The organism is Ralstonia chuxiongensis, assembly GCF_024158925.1.
Taxonomy (GTDB): domain Bacteria; phylum Pseudomonadota; class Gammaproteobacteria; order Burkholderiales; family Burkholderiaceae; genus Ralstonia; species Ralstonia chuxiongensis.
Genome location: NZ_JAMYWC010000001.1, coordinates 968357 through 988363 on the forward strand (window position 1 = coordinate 968357; position 20007 = coordinate 988363).

Genomic DNA, 20007 nt, shown 5'->3' on the forward strand with positions numbered 1-20007 from the left:
AGCCACACATGAGCACAACGCAACGACACCCCACCAGCGCCGGCGCCAAATTCCGTGCCGCCGTGGCTGAATCCCAACCGCTGCAAGTGGTGGGCGCCATCACCGCCTACGCTGCCAAGATGGCCGAGCAGACCGGCTTCAAGGCCGTGTACCTGTCGGGCGGCGGCGTGGCTGCCAACTCGCTGGGCATTCCGGATCTGGGCATCAGCACGATGGAAGACGTGCTGATCGACGCGCGCCGCATTACCGATGCCGTGCAGATTCCGCTGATGGTCGACATTGACACGGGCTGGGGCGGCGCCTTCAACATTGCGCGCACCATTCGGTCGTTCATCAAGGCCGGTGTGGCCGCCGTGCACCTGGAAGACCAGGTCGGCCAGAAACGCTGCGGCCATCGCCCGGGCAAGGAAGTCGTTTCCATCGACGAGATGGTCGACCGCGTGAAGGCCGCCGTGGATGCCCGTACCGATGACGATTTCGTCATCATGGCCCGCACCGACGCGGCCGCCTCCGAAGGCCTCGACGCCGCCATCGAGCGCGCTGTTGCCTACGTGGAAGCGGGCGCCGACATGATCTTTCCTGAGGCAATGAAGACGCTGGACGATTACCGCCGCTTCAAGGCCGCAGTGAAGGTGCCCATCCTGGCCAACCTGACCGAGTTCGGCAGCACGCCGCTCTTTACCACCGACGAACTGCGCAGCGCCAATGTCGATATCGCGCTGTACTGCTGCGGCGCCTACCGCGCGATGAACGCAGCGGCGCTCAACTTCTATCAGACCGTGATGCGTGATGGCACCCAGAAGGCGGCCGTGGAAACCATGCAATCGCGCGCCGATCTGTACCAATATCTCGGCTACCACGCGTACGAAGACAAGCTCGACGCGCTGTTTGCCGCACAGAAATAACGCCTACGAATTCAACGCATTCAAGGAGACCACACCATGAGCGAAGCCGATAACAGCACGCCGAACGCCGGCGCTTTCAAGCCGAAGAAATCCGTGGCCCTGTCGGGCGTCACCGCCGGCAACACCGCGCTGTGTACCGTTGGCCGCACTGGCAATGACCTGCACTACCGCGGCTACGACATCCTCGACCTGGCCGGCGCGTGCGAGTTTGAAGAAGTCGCCCACCTGCTGGTGCACGGCAAGCTGCCCAACAAGGCTGAACTGGCTGCCTACAAGACCAAGCTGAAAGCGCTGCGCGGCCTGCCCGCCAACGTGAAGGCCGCCCTGGAATGGGTGCCTGCTTCTGCGCACCCGATGGACGTGATGCGCACGGGTGTGTCGGTGCTGGGCACCGTGCTGCCTGAGAAGGACGACCACGCCACCCCCGGTGCACGCGACATCGCCGACCGCCTGATGGCATCGCTCGGCTCGATGCTGCTGTACTGGTACCACTACAGCCACAACGGCAAGCGCATCGAAGTCGAAACGGATGACGACTCCATCGGCGGCCACTTCCTGCACCTGCTGCACGGGGTGGAACCGCCGAAGTCGTGGGTTGACGCCATGCACGTCTCGCTCAACCTGTATGCCGAGCACGAGTTCAACGCATCGACGTTCACCGGCCGCGTGATTGCCGGCACGGGCTCGGACATCTATTCGGCCATCACCGGCGCGATTGGCGCATTGCGCGGCCCGAAGCACGGCGGTGCCAATGAAGTCGCTTTCGAAATCCAGAAGCGCTACGACACCCCGGACGAGGCCGAAGCCGACATCCGCCGCCGCGTGGAAGCCAAGGAAGTCGTGATCGGCTTCGGCCACCCGGTGTACACCGTGTCGGACCCGCGCAACAAGGTCATCAAGGAAGTGGCGCGCAAGCTGTCGAAGGAAGCCAGCAATACCAAGATGTTCGACATTGCCGAGCGCCTGGAAACCGTGATGTGGGACATCAAGAAGATGTTCCCGAACCTGGACTGGTTCAGTGCCGTGTCGTACCACATGATGGGCGTGCCGACCGCGATGTTCACACCGCTGTTCGTGATCGCGCGTACGTCGGGCTGGGCAGCGCACATCATCGAGCAGCGCATCGACAACAAGATCATCCGCCCGAGCGCGAACTACACCGGCCCGGACGACCTCAAATTCGTACCGATCGGCAAGCGTCCGTAAGACCGCAACAGAAGGAACGTCAACCCCAGACCGTAGATGGTGTGGCCGTTGACGTTCCTGCCCTAGATGGCGCCTTGAATTTCTGTAAGCGGGCGGAAAGAAGACGGGAAACTGTTTGAGCGAAGCGAGTTTTTCCCGTCTCCGCCCGGTTACATAATTTCAAGGGGAAGTCGCCATCTCGGGCGCGCCTTTCTTTTGCTTACTTTTCTTTGGCAAGACAAAGAAAAGTGAGTCGGCCCCGGCAGGGGACGATACCCGGGATGGACCACAACCGCCCGCCCCCGATTAGGGGATGAAACAAGGGATGCACCCACACCATGAATACAGCACACCGCAAACCCCTCCCCGGCACCCAGCTCGACTACTTCGACGCGAGAGAAGCCGTCGAAGCCATCCAAGCCGGTGCCTACGACAAGCTCCCGTACACCTCCCGAGTCCTCGCCGAGAATCTGGTACGCCGCTGCGATCCTTCCACGCTCACCGATTCCCTCAAGCAACTCATCGAGCGCAAGCGCGATCTGGATTTCCCCTGGTTCCCGGCGCGCGTGGTGTGCCACGACATCCTGGGCCAGACCGCGCTGGTCGATCTGGCCGGCCTGCGCGACGCGATTGCCGACCAGGGTGGCGACCCCGCCAAAGTCAACCCGGTGGTGCCAGTGCAGTTGATCGTCGACCACTCGCTGGCGGTGGAATGCGGCGGCTTCGACCCCGATGCCTTCGCCAAGAACCGCGCCATTGAAGACCGCCGCAACGAAGACCGCTTCCACTTCATCGACTGGACCAAGCTCGCGTTCAAGAACGTCGACGTGATCCCGGCGGGCAACGGCATCATGCACCAGATCAATCTGGAGAAGATGTCGCCCGTCATCCAGGCGCACGACGGCGTGGCCTACCCCGACACCTGCGTCGGTACCGACAGCCACACGCCGCACGTGGATGCGCTGGGCGTGATCGCCATCGGCGTGGGCGGCCTGGAAGCCGAGAACGTGATGCTCGGCCGTGCCTCGTGGATGCGCCTGCCGGACATCGTTGGCGTGGAGCTGACGGGCCAGCGTCAGCCCGGCATTACCGCCACCGACATCGTGCTGGCGCTGACCGAATTCCTGCGCAAGCAGAAGGTCGTGGGCGCATACCTTGAGTTTTACGGCGAAGGTGCATCCAAGCTCACGCTGGGCGACCGCGCCACCATCTCGAACATGGCCCCCGAGTACGGCGCCACCGCGGCGATGTTCTCGATTGACGATAACACGCTCGACTACCTGCGCCTGACCGGCCGCACCGACGAGCAGGTCAAGCTGGTCGAGACGTACGCCAAGGCCGCAGGCCTGTGGTCCGACACGCTCAAGCACGCTGAATACGAACGCGTGCTGCGCTTCGATCTGTCGAGCGTGGTGCGCAACATGGCCGGCCCGTCCAACCCGCATGCGCGCGTGGCGACGACCGACCTGGCCGCCAAGGGCATCGCCGGCAAATGGGAAGAAACGCCGGGCCAGATGCCCGATGGCGCCGTCATCATTGCGGCCATCACGAGCTGCACCAACACCAGCAACCCACGCAACGTGATTGCCGCCGCGCTGCTGGCGCGCAACGCCAACCGCCTGGGCCTGACCCGCAAGCCGTGGGTAAAGAGCTCGCTGGCGCCAGGCTCCAAGGCCGTTGAGCTGTATCTGGAAGAAGCCGGCCTGAAGCACGAACTGGAAAAGCTGGGCTTTGGCATCGTCGCGTTTGCCTGCACCACCTGCAACGGCATGAGCGGCGCGCTGGACCCGAAGATCCAGCAAGAGATCATTGACCGCGACCTGTACGCCACGGCCGTGCTGTCGGGCAACCGCAACTTTGACGGCCGCATTCACCCGTATGCCAAGCAGGCGTTCCTCGCGTCGCCGCCGCTGGTGGTGGCCTACGCGATTGCGGGCACGGTGCGTTTCGACATTGAGCGCGACAGCTTCGGCACCGATGCCAACGGCAAGCCGATCCTGCTCAAAGACCTGTGGCCGACCGACGAAGAGATCGACGCCATCGTGCGTGCATCGGTCAAGCCGGAGCAGTTCCGCAAGGTGTACATCCCAATGTTCGAGCAGCGCAGCGAGTCCGTTGCCAACGTTAGCCCGCTGTACGCATGGCGCCCGCAGAGCACTTACATCCGCCGCCCGCCGTACTGGGAAGGCGCGCTGGCTGGTGAACGCACGCTCACGGGTCTGCGCCCGCTGGCCGTGCTGGGCGACAACATCACGACCGATCACCTCTCGCCGTCCAACGCCATTCTGGCCAGCAGTGCCGCTGGTGAATACCTGGCCAAGATGGGCCTGCCGGAAGAGGACTTCAACTCGTACGCCACGCACCGCGGCGATCACCTGACCGCGCAACGCGCGACGTTTGCCAACCCCACGCTCATCAATGAGATGGCCGTGGTCGATGGCACCGTGAAGAAGGGGTCGCTCACGCGCATCGAGCCCGAAGGCAAGGTCACGCGCATGTGGGAAGCGATCGAAACCTACATGGAGCGCAAGCAGCCGCTGATCGTGGTTGCCGGCGCCGACTACGGCCAAGGCAGCTCGCGCGACTGGGCGGCCAAGGGCGTGCGCCTGGCTGGCGTGGAAGCCATCGTGGCCGAAGGCTTCGAGCGCATCCACCGCACGAACCTGATCGGCATGGGCGTGCTGCCGCTGGAATTCAAGCCGGGCACCACGCGCCTCACGCTGGGCATTGACGGCACCGAAACCTTTGACGTGATCGGCGAACGCAAGCCGCGCGCAGACCTCACGCTGGTGATTCATCGCAAAAACGGCGAGCGCGTGGAAGTGCCGGTGACGTGCCGCCTGGATAGCGATGAGGAAGTGTCGATCTACGAAGCCGGCGGCGTGCTGCAGCGCTTTGCGCAGGACTTCCTGGAATCGAACAAGGAGGCGGCATGAGCCACCCGGCGCAAGTGAAGATTCCTGCCACGTACATCCGTGGCGGTACCAGCAAGGGCGTGTTTTTCCGTCTGCAAGACCTGCCCGAGGCCGCTCAGCAGCCGGGCGCCGCGCGTGACGCCTTGCTGATGCGCGTGATCGGCAGCCCCGACCCGTACGGCAAGCAGATCGACGGCATGGGCGGCGCCACGTCGAGCACCAGCAAGACGGTGATCCTCAGCAAAAGCACGCGCCCGGACCATGACGTGGATTACCTGTTTGGCCAGGTCTCCATCGACAAGCCGTTTGTGGACTGGTCGGGCAACTGCGGCAACCTCTCCGCAGCGGTCGGCCCGTTCGCCATCAGCAACGGGTTGGTCGATGCGAGCCGAGTGCCGCAAAACGGCGTCGCCGTCATTCGCATCTGGCAGGCCAACATCGGCAAGACCATCATCGCGCACGTGCCCATCACCAACGGCGCGGTGCAGGAGACGGGCGACTTTGAACTGGACGGCGTGACGTTTCCGGCAGCCGAAGTGCAGCTCGAATTCCTCGACCCCGCAGCCGAGGAAGACGGTGACGGTGGCGGCGCGATGTTCCCCACCGGCAACCTCGTCGACGATCTGGACGTGCCCGGCGTGGGCACGCTCAAGGCGACGATGATCAACGCGGGCATCCCGACGATCTTCATCAACGCAGAGGCCATCGGCTACACCGGCACCGAGCTGCAGGACGCCATCAACGGCGATGCGAAGGCATTGGCGATGTTCGAGACCATTCGCGCGCACGGCGCGGTGCGCATGGGCCTGATCAAGAGCATCGACGAAGCCGCCACACGGCAGCACACGCCCAAGGTGGCGTTCGTTGCGCCGCCAAAGGACTACGTGGCGTCGAGCGGCAAGAAGGTCGGCGCGGGCGATGTGGATCTGCTCGTACGCGCGCTGTCGATGGGCAAGCTGCACCACGCCATGATGGGCACGGCAGCGGTCGCCATCGGCACGGCAGCGGCCATTCCTGGCACGCTGGTCAACCTGGCGGCTGGCGGCGGAGAACGTGGTGCAGTGCGCTTCGGACATCCGTCCGGCACGCTGCGCGTGGGCGCGGAGGCCAAGCTGGTGGACGGCGAATGGACCGTGACCAAGGCCATCATGAGCCGCAGCGCGCGCGTGTTGATGGAAGGCTGGGTGCGCGTGCCGGGCGCTTGAGCCAGAGGGAGCGGGAAAGAAAAAGCCGTTCAGCATCGCGCAGAACGGCTTGAAGGATGGGCCAGCCTTGCTGGCCCATTTGCATTGCAGGAACGCAGTCAGTGCGTCAGGGCGCCGCCTATGGTGGTGAGTGCGCCGCCCACCGTGCCTGTCACCGGTGCCAGCGGCGTGGTGGCGCCCGTGGACGTGACGGAGGTGCCCACACTGGTGACCAGCGAGCCGATCGGTGCCGTGCCGCCAGCAGTCGGTGTTCCGCCCAACGCGCCGGTCACCGCACCCAGCGGGCTGCTGCCGCCTCCTGCGCCGCCCAAGGCATTCGTGATCGGTGCCAACGGGCTGCCCGATGCACTACCGCCAGACAGCGGGCCACCCAGTGCCGCCACCGTGTTGCCCGTGGCCGTGACCACGCCGCCCAGGCCCGAGACGCCCGGGGCGTTCGTGGCGGTCAGCGACGTACCGACGTGGGCCACACCGTCGCCCACCGTCTCCAACAGGTTCTTGGCGGGCGCGCCCAGGCCTGTTGTGTTACCCAGCGTCTGCGTGGCGGTGGTCACCTGCGAGGTGAGCGGCACCACAGCGGAACTGACCTGCTGCGTGACCTGCTCCACCGGCCCGGTCGACAAGGCCGTGCCAAGCGTGCCGCCCGCGCCCGCCACCGCCTGCCCAACCTGCGAAACCGCGCCGCCCACCGGCGACGTGACCGGCGACAGCGGTTGCAGCGGTCCGGAGCCGAGACTGCTCACGAGGCCGCCCGTTGCATCGACGGTGTTCCCGACCTGCGTCACCACGTTGCCGGTGCTCGATACCGTGGTGCCGACCGGATTCGAGCTGGTGCCGATGCTACCCAGGCCCGATTGCACCCCCGTGCCGAGCGCCGACACCGTATTGCCTACGTTGTCGACCACATTGCCCAGCGACGACGCACCCGGCAGATTGCTGCCGCCGACCGTCGACCCCAGGCTGCTGATGGCGTCCCCCGTGGCCGTCACCACCCCGCCGCTTTTGTAGGCGATGTCGCCGGTGGGCGTGGTGGATGCAGTCGTTGTCGTGCCACCCGAGCCGCCGGAACCGGAGCCGCCACCGTTGCTGGCAGAGCTGCCATCGCTGCCGGAGGTACCACTCATGTCGCCCGAGCCGGAGCTGGCGCAACCGCCCAGCACAAGCAGGCCCACCAAGGCCGCTGAAACCAGTGTCCCTCGTTGCAATGTCTTCATGTCTGCCTCCCGTTTTAAAAATGCGCTTGATAATGCGCACTTTTGCGTGATTCGATACTTTATCGGTGCGCTATCCGAATCACTGGATAGCGCGTTCAAATTAAGTCTATTCACCGATTCTGCGTCAATTGCAAACATTGTAAAACGCGGAGAAACCGCGCCCCGACGCCGGATTTACGTAGGATACCCACGTAAAACCGGGCATAGCGGGGGCCGCAAACGTTCTCGATATACGCGGGCACTTGCATGTGTTTTGAGGCAGCGTTCTAAATTACCCAAATTGAGTTAAATACCGGCGACTGGATTATCGGGTTGCCGAACGAATGGCAGGCGGGGCAGCCGCAAACCGGCGGGGCGTTTCGGGGCGGCGGCATCAAAGTGATGGCGCTCGATAACGATGCCGCGTGCGGGCGCCCCCTCGATGAAGTGCTCGACCATCTCGCGCACGTCCGGATCGATGTAATCCGCTCGGGCACCGTCGACGATGAGCGTGGCGTGATCCGGCACCTGCGCCAGATAGCGCTTGAGCGGCACCTTGCCCATGAATGACACATCCTTGCGGAACGACAGCAGGAAGTGGTCATGATGGCGCGCCATGACAATCGTGCGGCGCAGGTTGGCGCGAATCGCCAGCGCGATGCTCAGCGCAATGCCGATCACGATGCCGATCAGCAAGTCCGTCAGCAGCACGCCGACGATGGTGGCAATAAAGGGCGCAAAGCGATCCCACCCCTGCCGCGCTACCGCCACGAACAGCGACGGCTTGGCCAGCTTGTAGCCGGTGAAGATCAGGATGGTGGCCAGGCACGCCAGCGGAATCAGATTGACGATGGCGGTGAGCGCAAACACGCTCGCCAGCAGCAGCGCGCCATGCACGACGGCCGACCAGCGGCTCTGCGCGCCCGCATGCACGTTGGCCGAACTGCGCACGATGACGGACGTGATCGGCAGCCCGCCAAGCAGGCCAGCCACCAGGTTGCCCACGCCTTGCGCCTTCAGCTCGCGATCTGGCGATGCGGCACGTTTCTTTGGGTCGATCTGCTCGACGGCTTCCAGGCACAGCAGCGTTTCGAGGCTGGCCACGATGGCCAGCGCCATCGCTAGGCGCCAGACATCCGGATTGCCCAGTGCCCCGAGCGTGGGCGACTCAAGCGCATCGAGAAACGCCCCGAACGACGCGAGCGACGGCAGATCGACACGATGCTCAGCCGGCACTGCAATGCCCGGCGCCACCACCTCAAGGAGCGACGTCACGCCAATGCCGAGTGCCACCACAACAAGCGGCGAAGGCAGCGCGCGCACCAGCGTGAATCGCCGCAGCATCGGCGTATCCCAGCCGATGAGCACGGCGGCGGAGAGCAGCGTCACCAGCATCGCCGTGACCGAGAACGCGCCAAACGGCGTGGCGAGCGTGCCGGCGCCGGCAGCGGCATCTCCGCTTGCCATCCCAAGTGCGAGCGGCACCTGCTTGATGATCAGCAGCAGCCCGATCGCCGCGAGCATGCCCTTGATGACCGACGACGGCACATACGCCGCAAAGCGCCCGGCGCGCAGCACGCCGAACACAAACTGCAGCGCGCCCGCCAGCGCCACGGCCATCAGAAATGCCGAGAAACCGCCCAGCTTGGCAATGCCGTCCACAACGATCACGACGAGGCCCGCGGCCGGGCCGCTCACGCTCAGTTGCGAGCCGCTGAGCAGCGCGACCACCAGGCCGCCGATCATGCCGGAGAGCAGCCCGGCAAGCGGGTCAACGCCCGATGCATTGGCAATACCCAGGCACAGCGGCAGGGCGACAAAGAACACGATGACCCCGGCGAGCATGTCGCGCGGGAAGAAAGCCGGTGAGGTTGGTGTCTGCATGGTTGTTGGAGTTGTATGAACTGCGCACGCGCGAACGCCTGCCTGCGGGCGGGGGGCACCGCCGGCATGCGTCAGGAGAGAAAGCGTCAGGAAACGGCGGCAGCCACAAACGCCGCCGCCGGTCGGGTTAAGCGATGGCCTCGGCGGGCATCAGGATGTCGCCGCGGGTGGCGTGTTCCGCATCGGGATCGCCCGAAGCCAGCACGCGGATGTGTCCATCGGCCAGGCCGAAGATCCAGCCGTGTATGCGCGGCGGGCGTTCTGCCTCGCGCACGATGGGGCTCTCGCGCAGGCAGCGCACCTGTTCGAGCACGTTGAGTTCGGCCAGGCGATTGACGCGCGCATCCAGATCGGACACGGCATCGAGTTCTGTGCGGTGACGGCCGGCCAGTGCGCACAGCGGCGCAATGCGGCGCGCCACGTGCGGCAAACCGTCGGGCGGCGGCAGCAGCGACGCGCGCACGCCACCACAGCCGTCATGCCCGCACACGATCACGTGCGCGACTTTGAGCACGCGCACCGCATATTCCAGCACGCTCATCGTGTTGTCGTCCGCCGGGCAAACAAGATTGGCGATATTGCGATGGACGAATAAATCGCCCGGGTTGGAATGCGTAATGGTTTCAGCAGGCACACGGCTATCTGCACAGCCGATCCATAACACCTGGGGTTGTTGGCCTTGGGCCAAACGTGAAAAGAATCCGGGATCACGTGCGGCAGTTTCGTGCGCCCACGCGACATTCTCGACAAGCATGCGTTTCGGTCGATGCATTGGTATGGCTCCTGCGGAATCTGCGAGACCGCTGCAGGCCGGAAACCCAGTTGGGCGGGTGTTCTCGGCAACGTTGCAGTGCAGCGGAAACGTTACGAAAACCATCGTATGAGAAAGGTTCCCGCTGTGCCAGTGAGGGCATCGACGCCAAATCGGATTGAATATGCACCGATAATGCGCATGCCCTGCGTAACTGTGTCGCACCGATTATCTGCAATCGGGAAACTGCGTGCAGTTATTCCACTGCCCAAGTTATCTATCCGAAATATTTAATTCCTGGATCGGAAAATATTCCATCACAGGTGAATGACCAGCCCCGTCGATCCACCGCGTGGGTGCCCGCATTTGGGGCACGTTTTCTAAGCCGATCAACAGCTTGCGCCTTAGCCTAGGCGAACTTGCGCAACGGCTTCGCGCCATTGCGTGAACCGCTGGGCACGCGCTTGCGCATCGCCATCGTCGCGGCCGTAGCGCAGGGCAACGTAGCCGGCGGCTGCATTGCGCAACGCCTGCGCCGCTTGTGGAAACTGCACGGCGGCGCGCTCGGCGTAGGCCATCGGGCCTTCTGCCGGGCCGCGCGCGCAACCATGCCGCGCCAGCCGGTCACACAGGCGCTGCCACTGGGCCTGCACCGGGTCGGGCTTGGGCTTGCGCTGCTGCCACAAGAGCGGCAGCGCAGCGAGGAGGAACAAACCCGACACGCCCCACAGCACCGCGCGAGGGTCCGCAGCATCCAGCCCCAGCCACGCAAACAGGCGCGCCTGGCGGCTGCGGTCGTAGCCAAGCACCCAACTGTTCCAGCCACTGATGAGGCCATCGAGCCCCCAGCGCACGCTGCGCAGCCAGCGGGGCTCTTCTGCGCGGCGCGAGCGGAATTCACTGGCCGGCACGGCGGCGGCCAGGCCACGTTCGACGCGTTGCGGCGCAACGGCGGCGGTTGGGTCCACACGCACCCAGCCGCGTCCGTCGAGCCACACCTCAGCCCAGGCATGTGCATCGGACTGGCGCACGATGATGTCACCGCTCACGGCATTCACCTCGCCGCCGAGGTAGCCCACCACCACACGCGCCGGCACACCTGCCGCGCGCATCAGGAAGACGAAGCTGCCTGCGTAGTGCTCGCAGAAGCCACGGTGCGTGCGGAAGAGGAAATCGTCGATCTGCTGATCCTGCAGCGGTTCCGGCTCAAGCGTGTAGGCAAACGGTGCGCGGCCAAACAGCTTGAGTGCGGCCGATACGCGCTCAGGCGGCGGCAGCTCTGCCCATTGCGCTGCCAGTGCACGAGCTTGCGGATTGCCCGCCGGCAACGCCAGCGCCATCTGCTGCGTAAGCGGGTCGAGCGGGCGGGCGTCGTCGGTGCGACTGCGCTCCGGCAGACGCGAGCGCGCGTGATAGCGCACGCGCTGGTCGAGCGGTTGCGTGCTGATGAACTCGCCGTCGATGCTGCGGCCGGTGCCGTCGCGCGCCTCGATCGACTGGCCGCGATCGAGCGCAAACAGCCAGCGCTGGCGTGTCGGCTCCAGCGTGATGTTGTAGTCGAATACGCCCGGCGCGCCGCTAATTGCGTCCGCAGAATTGGGTACGCTTTCTGCTGCAGGACGTTGCCGCATCGACGCGGCCGTCCATGTCTGGCCGTCAAAACGCCACAGCACCATGCCGCGCCAGTAGAGCGTATCGAGCGGTGGCGGCGCGCCGGAAAAATCGACACGGAAGGCAAGCTCGTCCGAAAGGATCAACTGGCCGACGGAGCCGGGCGCCATGCGGTCAGACAGGCCGCTGACGGCGGTATCAGCAGTTTGCGGCAGGCGCCACAGCGGATGATCCAGCCGCGGGAACAGCAGGAACAGCACCGCCGCGCACGGCAAACCCATGAGCACCAAACGCGCCAGCACACGCGCGGGGGATACGCGCGCACGCGCCTGCGGATGCAGCAGCAACAGCCAGTTGCGCAACAGCAGCGCCACGGTCGCCAGCATGGTGGCGGCCAGCCAGGGCGGCTGATCAAACAGCACCTGCGAGAGCAACAGGAAGCAGCACAACTGTGTGACGAGCACGCCGTTGCGCACGGTGTGCGACTCCATTAGCTTGAGCACGAGAAACGCGCCAAGCAGCGCCACCGACAAGTCACGCCCGATGTTTCCGCCGGTGCGCATGGCGAGTGCGAGCGTCACGACAAGCGTGGCCACGCCCGTCAGCCCCAGCAACCACTTGCCCGGCAACGGCGCGCCCCGCACCCACAGCAGCGCGCGCCAGAGCAGCAGCACGCCGAAGACGGCGCAGGTCACCAGTGGCAGCGCACGCAACAGCGGCACGAGCACGACAGCAAGCTGCGCAATCAGCCAACCGTGCTCGCGATGGGTCAGCGCGCGGGCCGAGCCAAAGGCGGCCGCTTCGGTGCCGATGGTGGCAGTGGTCATGTGGCTTCGCCTTCCGCTTCCGGCAGCGCAGGCTTGCCCCATAGCGCCAATGCACGCAAACATGCATCCCGATGCGCAACACCCCGCGCCGGGCCAATGACAACACCCGGCAGGCTCAGCGTGTATTCGGGCTCATCGCCGGCAGGCGCATGCTCGGCGGCCAGCACCCAGGCGCACAGGCGCGACAGGCGTTGCTCCACGTTCATCGAGGGCGGCAGTGCTTCCCACGCGAGCACGCATTGCGCGTGGCGCGCTTGCTGGCCGGTGCGGCTCATCCATGTGTCGAGCCGCGCGCTGTGTTTCCAGGCAATGCTGCGCAGTGCGTCGCCGGGGCGGTATGTGCGCAGCTGGTCTGCGGCCTCTTCGACATGGGTACGGGCGGCGCGCGTGTCGTCTTCGTCGCCAGGGTCGGGCGCAAAGCTGGCGGGCAGCGGCGGCGCGGAAGGTTCCGGCGCCGGATAGACGAGCAATGTCAGCGGCGCGTCTGCATAGCTCCATGCGCGAAACAGACCGAGCGGAAAACGCGTCGACACCGTCAGGCGCGGCAACTTGAACCAACCGCGCGGCTGATCGGCGAAAGACAACGCGGCCACGATGGCGTCCTGCGCATCGAGCGATGTTTCCACCGCGGCGGCTTGCGCGGCGCTCACATCCACACCCACACGCGCCCACGAGGTGACGTTGGCCAATGCCACGCCAACATTCAAAGCATGCCCGGCAAACACGGCATCGCCCGCCGCGCCGCGCACTTCCAGATCAACGAGGTTGCGATGTGTCTGCCACATGGCGGACGCGGCCACGCCGGCCAGCACGAAGGTCAGCAGAAAACCGAGGCTCACGTTGTAGTTGAGCGAAGTGAGCAGCATCACCATCAGCAGCAGCGCAAAGCCGCCGCCGGCCGCGGTGGGCAGGATGTAGACGTGATTGCGGTCCAGGCGGATGCGGCCTTCGCGCGGCGTGCGCGGCCGTTGCAGAAAGCGTTGCACACGCGCCCGCGCAAAGCGGATGCCGGGCAGCATCGCCAAGCCCGCACCCAGCACACGCAATGGCACGAGCAGCAGAGAAGTGAACCGCGCCATGGCGCTGTACTTAGGGAATGGCGACCGTGTCGAGCAGCCGCTGCGCCAGCGCGGTGGCCGACAGCGTGCCGCCCATGGGCAGCAACCGATGCGCCGCCACGGCCTTGAATACGGCTTGCACGTCTTCGGGCAGCACGGCATCGCGGTCATCGATGAGCGCCCAGGCACGCGCGGCCGCCAGCAACGCCAGCCCGGCGCGCGGCGACAGACCCATCTGCACCTGTGCATCGGTGCGCGTGGCATTCACCAGTGCGAGCACATAGTCGACCAGCGCCGGTGCCACGTGCACGGCATCGGCAGCCGTCTGCAAGGCGATGACCTGCGCGGCGCTTAGCACCGGCTCGATGTCTTGCGGCGCACCACCGCCGAGGTACAGCGCACGTTCGGAACTTTGATCGGGATAACCCAGCGACAGCCGCATCGTGAAGCGGTCCAGCTGCGATTCCGGCAGCGGATGCGTGCCGATCTGGTTCAGCGGGTTCTGCGTGGCGATCACGAAGAACGGCTCGGGCAGCGGATACGTCGCCCCGTCATGCGTGACCTGCCCTTCGGCCATCGCTTCGAGCAGCGCGCTTTGCGCCTTTGGCGTGGCGCGGTTGATTTCATCGGCCAGCACCACCTGCGCGAACAGCGGGCCCGGGTGGAATTCGAACGCGCCTTTTTCTTTCACATAGATCGATACGCCGATCAGGTCGGTCGGCAGTAAATCGCTTGTGAACTGCACCCGCTGGTATTGCAGCCCGAGCGTGCGAGCCAGCGCATGCGCCAGCGTGGTCTTGCCTACGCCCGGCAGGTCTTCCAGCAGCAGGTGCCCGCGTGCGAGCAAACACGCCAGCGCCAGACGGATCTGCAGTGGCTTGCCGAGCACGATGCGATCGAGCGCGCGTTGCGCCTGCGACAACGCAGCCGGCAAGGTGAGCGGGGTAGCGGATGTCGTACGAACGGGAGACAGCGGGACTTGGTTGGGCGTCATCAAGGTGCAGCCAAGGCAACAATGCCAGCGAGTGTAGCGGCATCGCACGACACCCGCGCGCCCATATCTCGTGTGCGTGAGTGCGCTACAACATCAGTCCGGTTTGCGCGCGGGGATAGCCGCATCGAGCAACACGCGTGCCGTGCGCGGCAGGCTCTTGATGAGGCGCGGCGCATCGGTGCCGAAGGTCTGGCTGGCGGTGTAGGCGCCTTCGATCAGGAAGGCCAAGTCGTCGGCCAGCGCATCGGGATCGGTCGCACCGGCGGCTTGGGCACGGTCACGCAGGCGGGTGAGCAGCAGCGCCTTGTTGCGCTGGACAAACTGCCGCGCCGGATGCGTCAGATCCGGAAACTCCGCCGCCACATTCACGAACGGGCAGCCCCGATAGCCGGGGCGTGAGGCGCGTTCGGATACATCGATGAAGAACTGCAGCAGTTGCGCGCGCGCGTCGTCCGGGTGCTTGGCCACGCTCGCGTTGAAGTAGCCCCAGAAGCTCTCGTCGCTGCGCTCCAGGTAAGCGATGACGAGATCGTCCTTCGACTTGAACTGGCGGTACAGGCTCATCTTGTTGACGCCGGCCTTCTCCACCACGGCCTCGACGCCCACGGCCCGCACGCCTTCGTAGTAAAACAGTTGACGAGCCGCTTCGAGCAGGCTGGCGTGCGCGTCCTCGCCGCTGATGCGACGCGGCGTCGGTTTGGGTTGATCAACGGTGGACAGCGCGCGAGGTCCGCGGCGGTTGGGCGTGGCCATGGTGATGCTCCTGCAAGCGCGGTGGGGCACAAAGCCCCAGCTACGCCGGTGTCATTCGAATGCTGCTTGACATGTTACCGACCGGTACCTACTATCGCAACCACGTTGTTACCGACCGGTAACGAATGCGATATTGTCGCCCCAACAAGAATCGAAAGAATCGGACAGCCCATGCAGCGACTTGCCCGCCTCATCGCCCCCCGTTTCCACTACAGCTGGCTTGCGCTGGCGGTGGTGTTCCTGATCCTGCTGTGCGCTGCCGGCACGCGCGCCACGCCCAGCGTGATGATGCTGCCGCTCGAGCACGAATTCGGCTGGAGCCGCAGCACGATCTCGCTGGCCATCTCAATCGGTATTGCCCTGTATGGGCTGACGGGGCCGTTTGCAGCGGCGTCGATGCAGTATTTCGGCATCCGCCCGACGGTGCTCGGTGCGCTGGCGGTGCTGATTTCCGGCACGGCACTCTCGGCGATGATGCACGAGCCGTGGCAGATGGTGCTGCTGTGGGGCGTGATGGTGGGCGGGGGCACGGGGGTGGCGGCCATCACGCTAGGCGCAACGGTGGTCAATCGCTGGTTCACTTCGCATCGCGGGCTGGCCATGGGCATCCTGACGGCCAGCTCGGCCACGGGGCAGCTTGTGTTCCTGCCGATGATGGCCGCAGTGGTCGAGAGCTACGGCTGGCGCCCGGTGGTGCTGATCGTGGCCGGCGCGCTGACGCTGCTGTTGCCGGTCGTGTGGCTGCTGCTGCCGGAATCGCCCAAGAGCGTCGGCCTGCGCACCTATGGCGAACCTGCCGATACGCCGGAAGTCGATCCAGGCCCGCGCGCCAACCCGATCACCCTGGCCATGCAGACGCTCGTGCAGGCCGCACGCAAGCGCGATTTCTGGCTGCTGTTTGCCAGCTTCTTCATCTGCGGTGCGAGCACCAACGGCTACATCGGCACGCACTTCATTGCCATGTGCGCAGACCACGGGTTCTCTGAAGTGAAGGGCGCGAGCCTGCTCGCCGCGATGGGGATTTTTGACCTGGTGGGCACCACGCTGTCGGGCTGGCTGTCCGACCGCTACAACAGCCGCGTGCTGCTGTTCTGGTACTACGGCCTGCGCGGCCTGTCGCTGATCTACCTGCCGTATGCGTTCGGCTTCGAGTTCTTCGGCCTGCCGGTGTTCGCGATCTTCTACGGCCTGGATTGGATTGCCACCGTGCCGCCCACCGTGCGCCTGACCAACGACGTGTTCGGCAAGGCCGCAGCGCCCATCGTGTTCGGCTGGATCGTCGCGGGGCATCAGTTGGGCGCGGCATTCGCCACGCTGGGTGCGGGCATGATGCGCGCTTCGCTGGGCAACTACACGCTCGCTTCCATGATTTCGGGCGGGCTGTGCGTGGCGGGCGCCTTCCTGGTGCTGCGCATTCACCGCACGCCCAAGCAAGATGCCGAGCGCGCGGGTCAACCGGCTACCGCGTAATCAAGGTTTCAGAAAACCGTACCTGGCCAGCACCGCCTGGCCGGCGGGCGACAGCACATACGCCACGAAGTCGGCCGCCGGTTGCAGCTGCTTCGTGCCCGAGGTCACAGCGATCGGGTACGTGAGCGGTACATTCAGCGGCACGGGGCTCGCCACCTTCACCTTGTCAGCGGCGATGGCGGCATCGGTGGAGAACACCAGGCCGGCCTCAACCTCGCCGCGGGACACATAGTCCAACGCCTGCCGCACGTTCTGCGCCAGCACCGCCTTGGCCTCCACCGGCTCCCACAGTTTGGCCGCTTCCAGCGCACGCTTGGCATAGCGGCCCACCGGCACCGACGCTGGATTCCCGATCGCCACGCGTTTCACTTCGGGCCTCGTGAGATCGGCCAGCGCATGCACGGGCACCGTGCCCGTGGCGGGCACGATCAGCACGAGCTGGTTGGCAACAAAGTCGTGGCGCGTCTCGGCCTTGATGACTTTCTCGGCCACGGCCTTGTTCATCGCCTCCTGATCGGCGGAGGCAAATACGTCAGCGGGGGCGCCCTTCACGATCTGCTGCATCAGCACGTCGGACGCGCCGAAGTTGAGCACGACCTTGGTATCCGGGTGCAGCACTTCGTACTGCTGCGCGATCGTCTTGAAGGCGTTGGTCAGGCTGGCGGCCGCCGAAACCACAAGGTCCGCCGCATGCGCGGGCGCTGCCAAGCCCAGCGACAACGCGGCGGCCAGACCAATGGTGCGCACATGCGCGCGCGGCAAGAAACGTTGCATGACAGACCCGGGAAAGTGGATGGATGACCGCCCGTAATATACGAGTCGATATAACGCTCGGTCAATGAGCGGTGGCACATGTCCGGTATCACCGATGCCGAGCCTGTGTCTCGTCACCTCGCTACCGCCGCGGACTCATCAGCGATTCATAAGCAAAACTCAAGATTCCTCAGGCTTGCGCAAAGGCGGCAATGACGATGCTAGCCTCTCGCTTACCGATAGACGGGCGCCAGAACAGCGCCGTAATCGAGACACAAACAACAGCAGGCAGCGCACCAGTGGCTTGATCAAAGCCCCGGCATGCATGCCGCATCTCCACGCAGAAGTACCGAGCAATGCGCCGGCCGTTCTCGTGGTTCGGGATATCTGAATTGGGGGGAACAGGCATGGAGCCGCTCGCACCGGGCCACGCGCGCGTGGATCACCGACGTGGCAGCATCTCATTGCAGCATCTTGATGAAGGTCTGCAACGCCGGCTGCGCGCAGGAATCAGCGCGCTTGTCGGCCGCTCGCTCTATCAATGGGATGAAGTCCTGCCCGGCCAGGCCGATGTGGTGGTACTCGCCCCCGGGTCGGCCGATGCGGTCGCTGCGGCCCCCGTTAAGATCTGGCTCGACGAGACACCACAATCCAGCCACGGCGACGACGCGTTCCACTTACCACTTGGGTTCAGCCTACCGGACCTCTGGGTGACGCTGGATCGCGTCGCGCTGCGTCTGATGGACAAACCCGCGCGTCCGAGCCCCGCAGCCGTCGAATCTCTCCCCACGCAAATCACTGAGGCGAGCCCCGAGCCGACCTACCGCCTGCTGCGCTGGGTCACGCTCGAGATGCATCTGCAGGCGCTGCGTTTCCGGCGAGCGATGGCAACCATGACCAATCGCGCGGTCAGCCTGCGTTGGCTGACGACGGACGGCGGACTCGAACAGGAAGAGGCCCGCCTGCTGCTGCGTACGCTCAATCGGCTTGGCGCCCTGCAGATCGACGTGCACCGCGATGCCCCGTTGGCGACCGCGCCCGCGAACGCAAGCGTTTCCCACAGCCGCTTCTTCGACGTCGTCGGGCGCTGGCTGCGAACGTCTCGCCATCAGCTACAAGGCCGACCCTGAATGCATCGCATTGGCATCTTCGGCCCGATGGGCATCGGCAAGACAACAGCCATTCGCACGCTCTGCGGTGAGGTGACCATCGATTGCGATGTGCCCAATCTTGATCGCCACGCGTCCGCCAAGGCCACCACAACCGTTGGCGTCGACTTCGGCGAGGTGGATCTGGGCAATGGCGAACTGCTGCAGATCTACGGCAGCCCCGGGCAGGACCGTTTCGATTTCCTGCGGGATTGGCTCATCTCCGTCATCGCCGGCGCGATCGTCATGGTTGACGTCAACGCGCCCGACGTGGGCGAGCGTTGCATTCCCCTGCTGCGTCGCATCGCCTCGGAACCCGCGCAGCCATCCACGCTGGTGCTTGTGGCGCGGCCGGCCACGCCCGCTCGGGTCGATGCGTTCTCCGCCCAGCTCAGCCAGGTGCTCGGGCGAGCCATTCCGGTGGTCATGGCCGATGTCCGCGAGCGGGCACAGATGCTCGATATCGTCGAAATCATGCTCTACACCCTGCAAACATGAACGCAGCAGCATCCCCCGTTCCAGCCGAACTCACGCACGCCGCCACGGCGGTGCTGACCAGGTACGCCGATGCGCTACCCGACCTGTCCGCCGCGACGCTCTGTACGCTCGACGGCTTCACGATTGCCTCTGCACTGGACCCAACACGCTATAGCGCGGCGCGCCTCTCGGCCATGACGAGCACGGTCATGTCGGTGGTCCGTGCACTGGGGCGCGAAATGCGCTTCAGCACCTGCCACCGGATGGTGCTTGAAACCGACATGGGGACCATGGTGTTCCAGCCGGTCCGCCAGTCCGCGATCGTGCAAGTGTGCATGGCGAACCGGCACGATGCCGTGCTCGGGCGCGCCCTATGGGAGGCCAAGCGCATCGCAGAAGAACTCGCTGCGCTGCCCGCCATGTCTTTGCTGCACCGACCCGCCTAGCCGCACTGGCCGCGGTCGCACCGATTTCATCGCCACAACCTACTCACACCATCGGGGGAGTCAAATCATGAGCAATCTCAACAGTTCCATTACCCATCTCGCAACCTTCGACGGAGCAATGTGCGCCATGCTGGTCGACAGCGCCAGCGGCATGATCCTCGCATCGGCAGGCGATGGGATCGACCTCGAACTCGCCGCGGCGGGCAATACCGAGGTGGTTCGCGCCAAGCTCAAGACCATGCAGGCACTCAAGCTGGACGATGTCATTGACGACATCCTGATCACGCTCAGCAAGCAGTACCACATCATTCGCCCCGTCGCGAGCAAACCCGGACTGTTCCTCTACGTCGTGCTCGACAAGAACAAATCGAACCTGGCGCTGGCGCGGCGCAAGGTTCAGGAAATCGAACAGGCCCTGAGCTTTTGATCGGT

At 65.1% G+C, this 20007-nt stretch carries 18 protein-coding genes; 9 read left to right on the forward strand and 9 right to left on the reverse strand.

The window, feature by feature from the left end; translation table 11 throughout:
- Positions 1-8 precede the first annotated feature (8 nt).
- The 4 genes from prpB (at position 9) to prpF (ending at position 6210) form a co-directional block, all read left to right on the forward strand.
- Positions 9-905 carry a methylisocitrate lyase gene (gene prpB / locus NKG59_RS04195; RefSeq protein WP_253535520.1) on the forward strand — a complete coding sequence of 299 codons (897 nt, stop codon included), beginning with the start codon at positions 9-11 and terminating at the stop codon, positions 903-905.
- Positions 906-941: 36 nt separating this feature from the next.
- A complete protein-coding gene (prpC, locus tag NKG59_RS04200; protein ID WP_092974691.1) occupies positions 942-2111 on the forward strand; it encodes a bifunctional 2-methylcitrate synthase/citrate synthase in 1170 nt (389 codons plus the stop codon).
- Between the two features lie 317 nt (positions 2112-2428).
- On the forward strand, positions 2429-5026 hold the full coding sequence (gene acnD, locus NKG59_RS04205; RefSeq protein ID WP_253535522.1) for a Fe/S-dependent 2-methylisocitrate dehydratase AcnD: 2598 nt from the start codon (positions 2429-2431) through the stop codon (positions 5024-5026).
- On the forward strand, positions 5023-6210 hold the full coding sequence (prpF, locus tag NKG59_RS04210; protein ID WP_253535524.1) for a 2-methylaconitate cis-trans isomerase PrpF: 1188 nt from the start codon (positions 5023-5025) through the stop codon (positions 6208-6210). Before acnD ends, prpF begins: the two co-directional genes overlap by 4 nt.
- A 98-nt stretch (positions 6211-6308) precedes the next feature.
- Here the strand turns inward: prpF and NKG59_RS04215 are convergent, their stop codons facing one another.
- The 7 genes from NKG59_RS04215 to NKG59_RS04245 all read right to left on the reverse strand — a co-directional run bounded on the left by NKG59_RS04215 (position 6309) and on the right by NKG59_RS04245 (position 15281).
- Positions 6309-7424, reverse strand: a complete 1116-nt coding sequence (locus NKG59_RS04215) for a collagen-like triple helix repeat-containing protein (protein ID WP_253535526.1) — start codon at positions 7422-7424, stop codon at positions 6309-6311.
- Between the two features lie 285 nt (positions 7425-7709).
- On the reverse strand, positions 7710-9287 hold the full coding sequence (locus NKG59_RS04220) for a SulP family inorganic anion transporter (protein WP_253535529.1): 1578 nt from the start codon (positions 9285-9287) through the stop codon (positions 7710-7712).
- Between the two features lie 127 nt (positions 9288-9414).
- Complete coding sequence (locus tag NKG59_RS04225; protein ID WP_253535530.1) at positions 9415-10059, reverse strand: carbonic anhydrase; 645 nt, start codon at positions 10057-10059, stop codon at positions 9415-9417.
- A 383-nt stretch (positions 10060-10442) separates the two neighbouring features.
- Positions 10443-12476, reverse strand: a complete 2034-nt coding sequence (locus tag NKG59_RS04230; RefSeq protein WP_253535531.1) for a transglutaminase TgpA family protein — start codon at positions 12474-12476, stop codon at positions 10443-10445.
- On the reverse strand, positions 12473-13555 hold the full coding sequence (locus tag NKG59_RS04235) for a DUF58 domain-containing protein (protein WP_253535532.1): 1083 nt from the start codon (positions 13553-13555) through the stop codon (positions 12473-12475). The genes NKG59_RS04230 and NKG59_RS04235 overlap by 4 nt, the downstream gene beginning before the upstream one ends.
- A 10-nt stretch (positions 13556-13565) precedes the next feature.
- Positions 13566-14528, reverse strand: coding sequence for an AAA family ATPase (locus NKG59_RS04240; RefSeq protein WP_253535533.1), 963 nt, complete (start codon positions 14526-14528; stop codon positions 13566-13568).
- Between the two features lie 93 nt (positions 14529-14621).
- Complete coding sequence (locus NKG59_RS04245) at positions 14622-15281, reverse strand: TetR/AcrR family transcriptional regulator (RefSeq protein ID WP_045205509.1); 660 nt, start codon at positions 15279-15281, stop codon at positions 14622-14624.
- A 171-nt stretch (positions 15282-15452) separates the two neighbouring features.
- Here NKG59_RS04245 and NKG59_RS04250 point away from each other — a divergent pair, with 171 nt between their 5' ends.
- Positions 15453-16751 carry an MFS transporter gene (locus NKG59_RS04250; RefSeq protein ID WP_045205510.1) on the forward strand — a complete coding sequence of 433 codons (1299 nt, stop codon included), beginning with the start codon at positions 15453-15455 and terminating at the stop codon, positions 16749-16751.
- Here NKG59_RS04250 and modA read toward each other — a convergent pair whose 3' ends face one another.
- The gene (gene modA / locus NKG59_RS04255; protein WP_253535534.1) at positions 16752-17525 is read right to left on the reverse strand and encodes a molybdate ABC transporter substrate-binding protein; all 774 of its coding nucleotides are present in this window, start codon (positions 17523-17525) and stop codon (positions 16752-16754) included. It lies immediately after the preceding gene.
- A gap of 169 nt (positions 17526-17694) precedes the next feature.
- The gene (locus tag NKG59_RS04260; protein WP_253535543.1) at positions 17695-17913 is read right to left on the reverse strand and encodes a hypothetical protein; all 219 of its coding nucleotides are present in this window, start codon (positions 17911-17913) and stop codon (positions 17695-17697) included.
- Here NKG59_RS04260 and NKG59_RS04265 point away from each other — a divergent pair.
- The 4 genes from NKG59_RS04265 to NKG59_RS04280 all read left to right on the forward strand — a co-directional run bounded on the left by NKG59_RS04265 (position 17912) and on the right by NKG59_RS04280 (position 20002).
- Positions 17912-18634, forward strand: a complete 723-nt coding sequence (locus NKG59_RS04265; protein ID WP_045205512.1) for a hypothetical protein — start codon at positions 17912-17914, stop codon at positions 18632-18634. The genes NKG59_RS04260 and NKG59_RS04265 overlap by 2 nt on opposite strands.
- Positions 18635-19150 carry a GTP-binding protein gene (locus tag NKG59_RS04270; protein ID WP_045205513.1) on the forward strand — a complete coding sequence of 172 codons (516 nt, stop codon included), beginning with the start codon at positions 18635-18637 and terminating at the stop codon, positions 19148-19150.
- Complete coding sequence (locus tag NKG59_RS04275; protein WP_052672855.1) at positions 19147-19575, forward strand: roadblock/LC7 domain-containing protein; 429 nt, start codon at positions 19147-19149, stop codon at positions 19573-19575. The genes NKG59_RS04270 and NKG59_RS04275 overlap by 4 nt, the downstream gene beginning before the upstream one ends.
- 67 nt (positions 19576-19642) lie before the next feature.
- A complete protein-coding gene (locus NKG59_RS04280) occupies positions 19643-20002 on the forward strand; it encodes a hypothetical protein (RefSeq protein WP_045205514.1) in 360 nt (119 codons plus the stop codon).
- Positions 20003-20007: the final 5 nt, after the last annotated feature.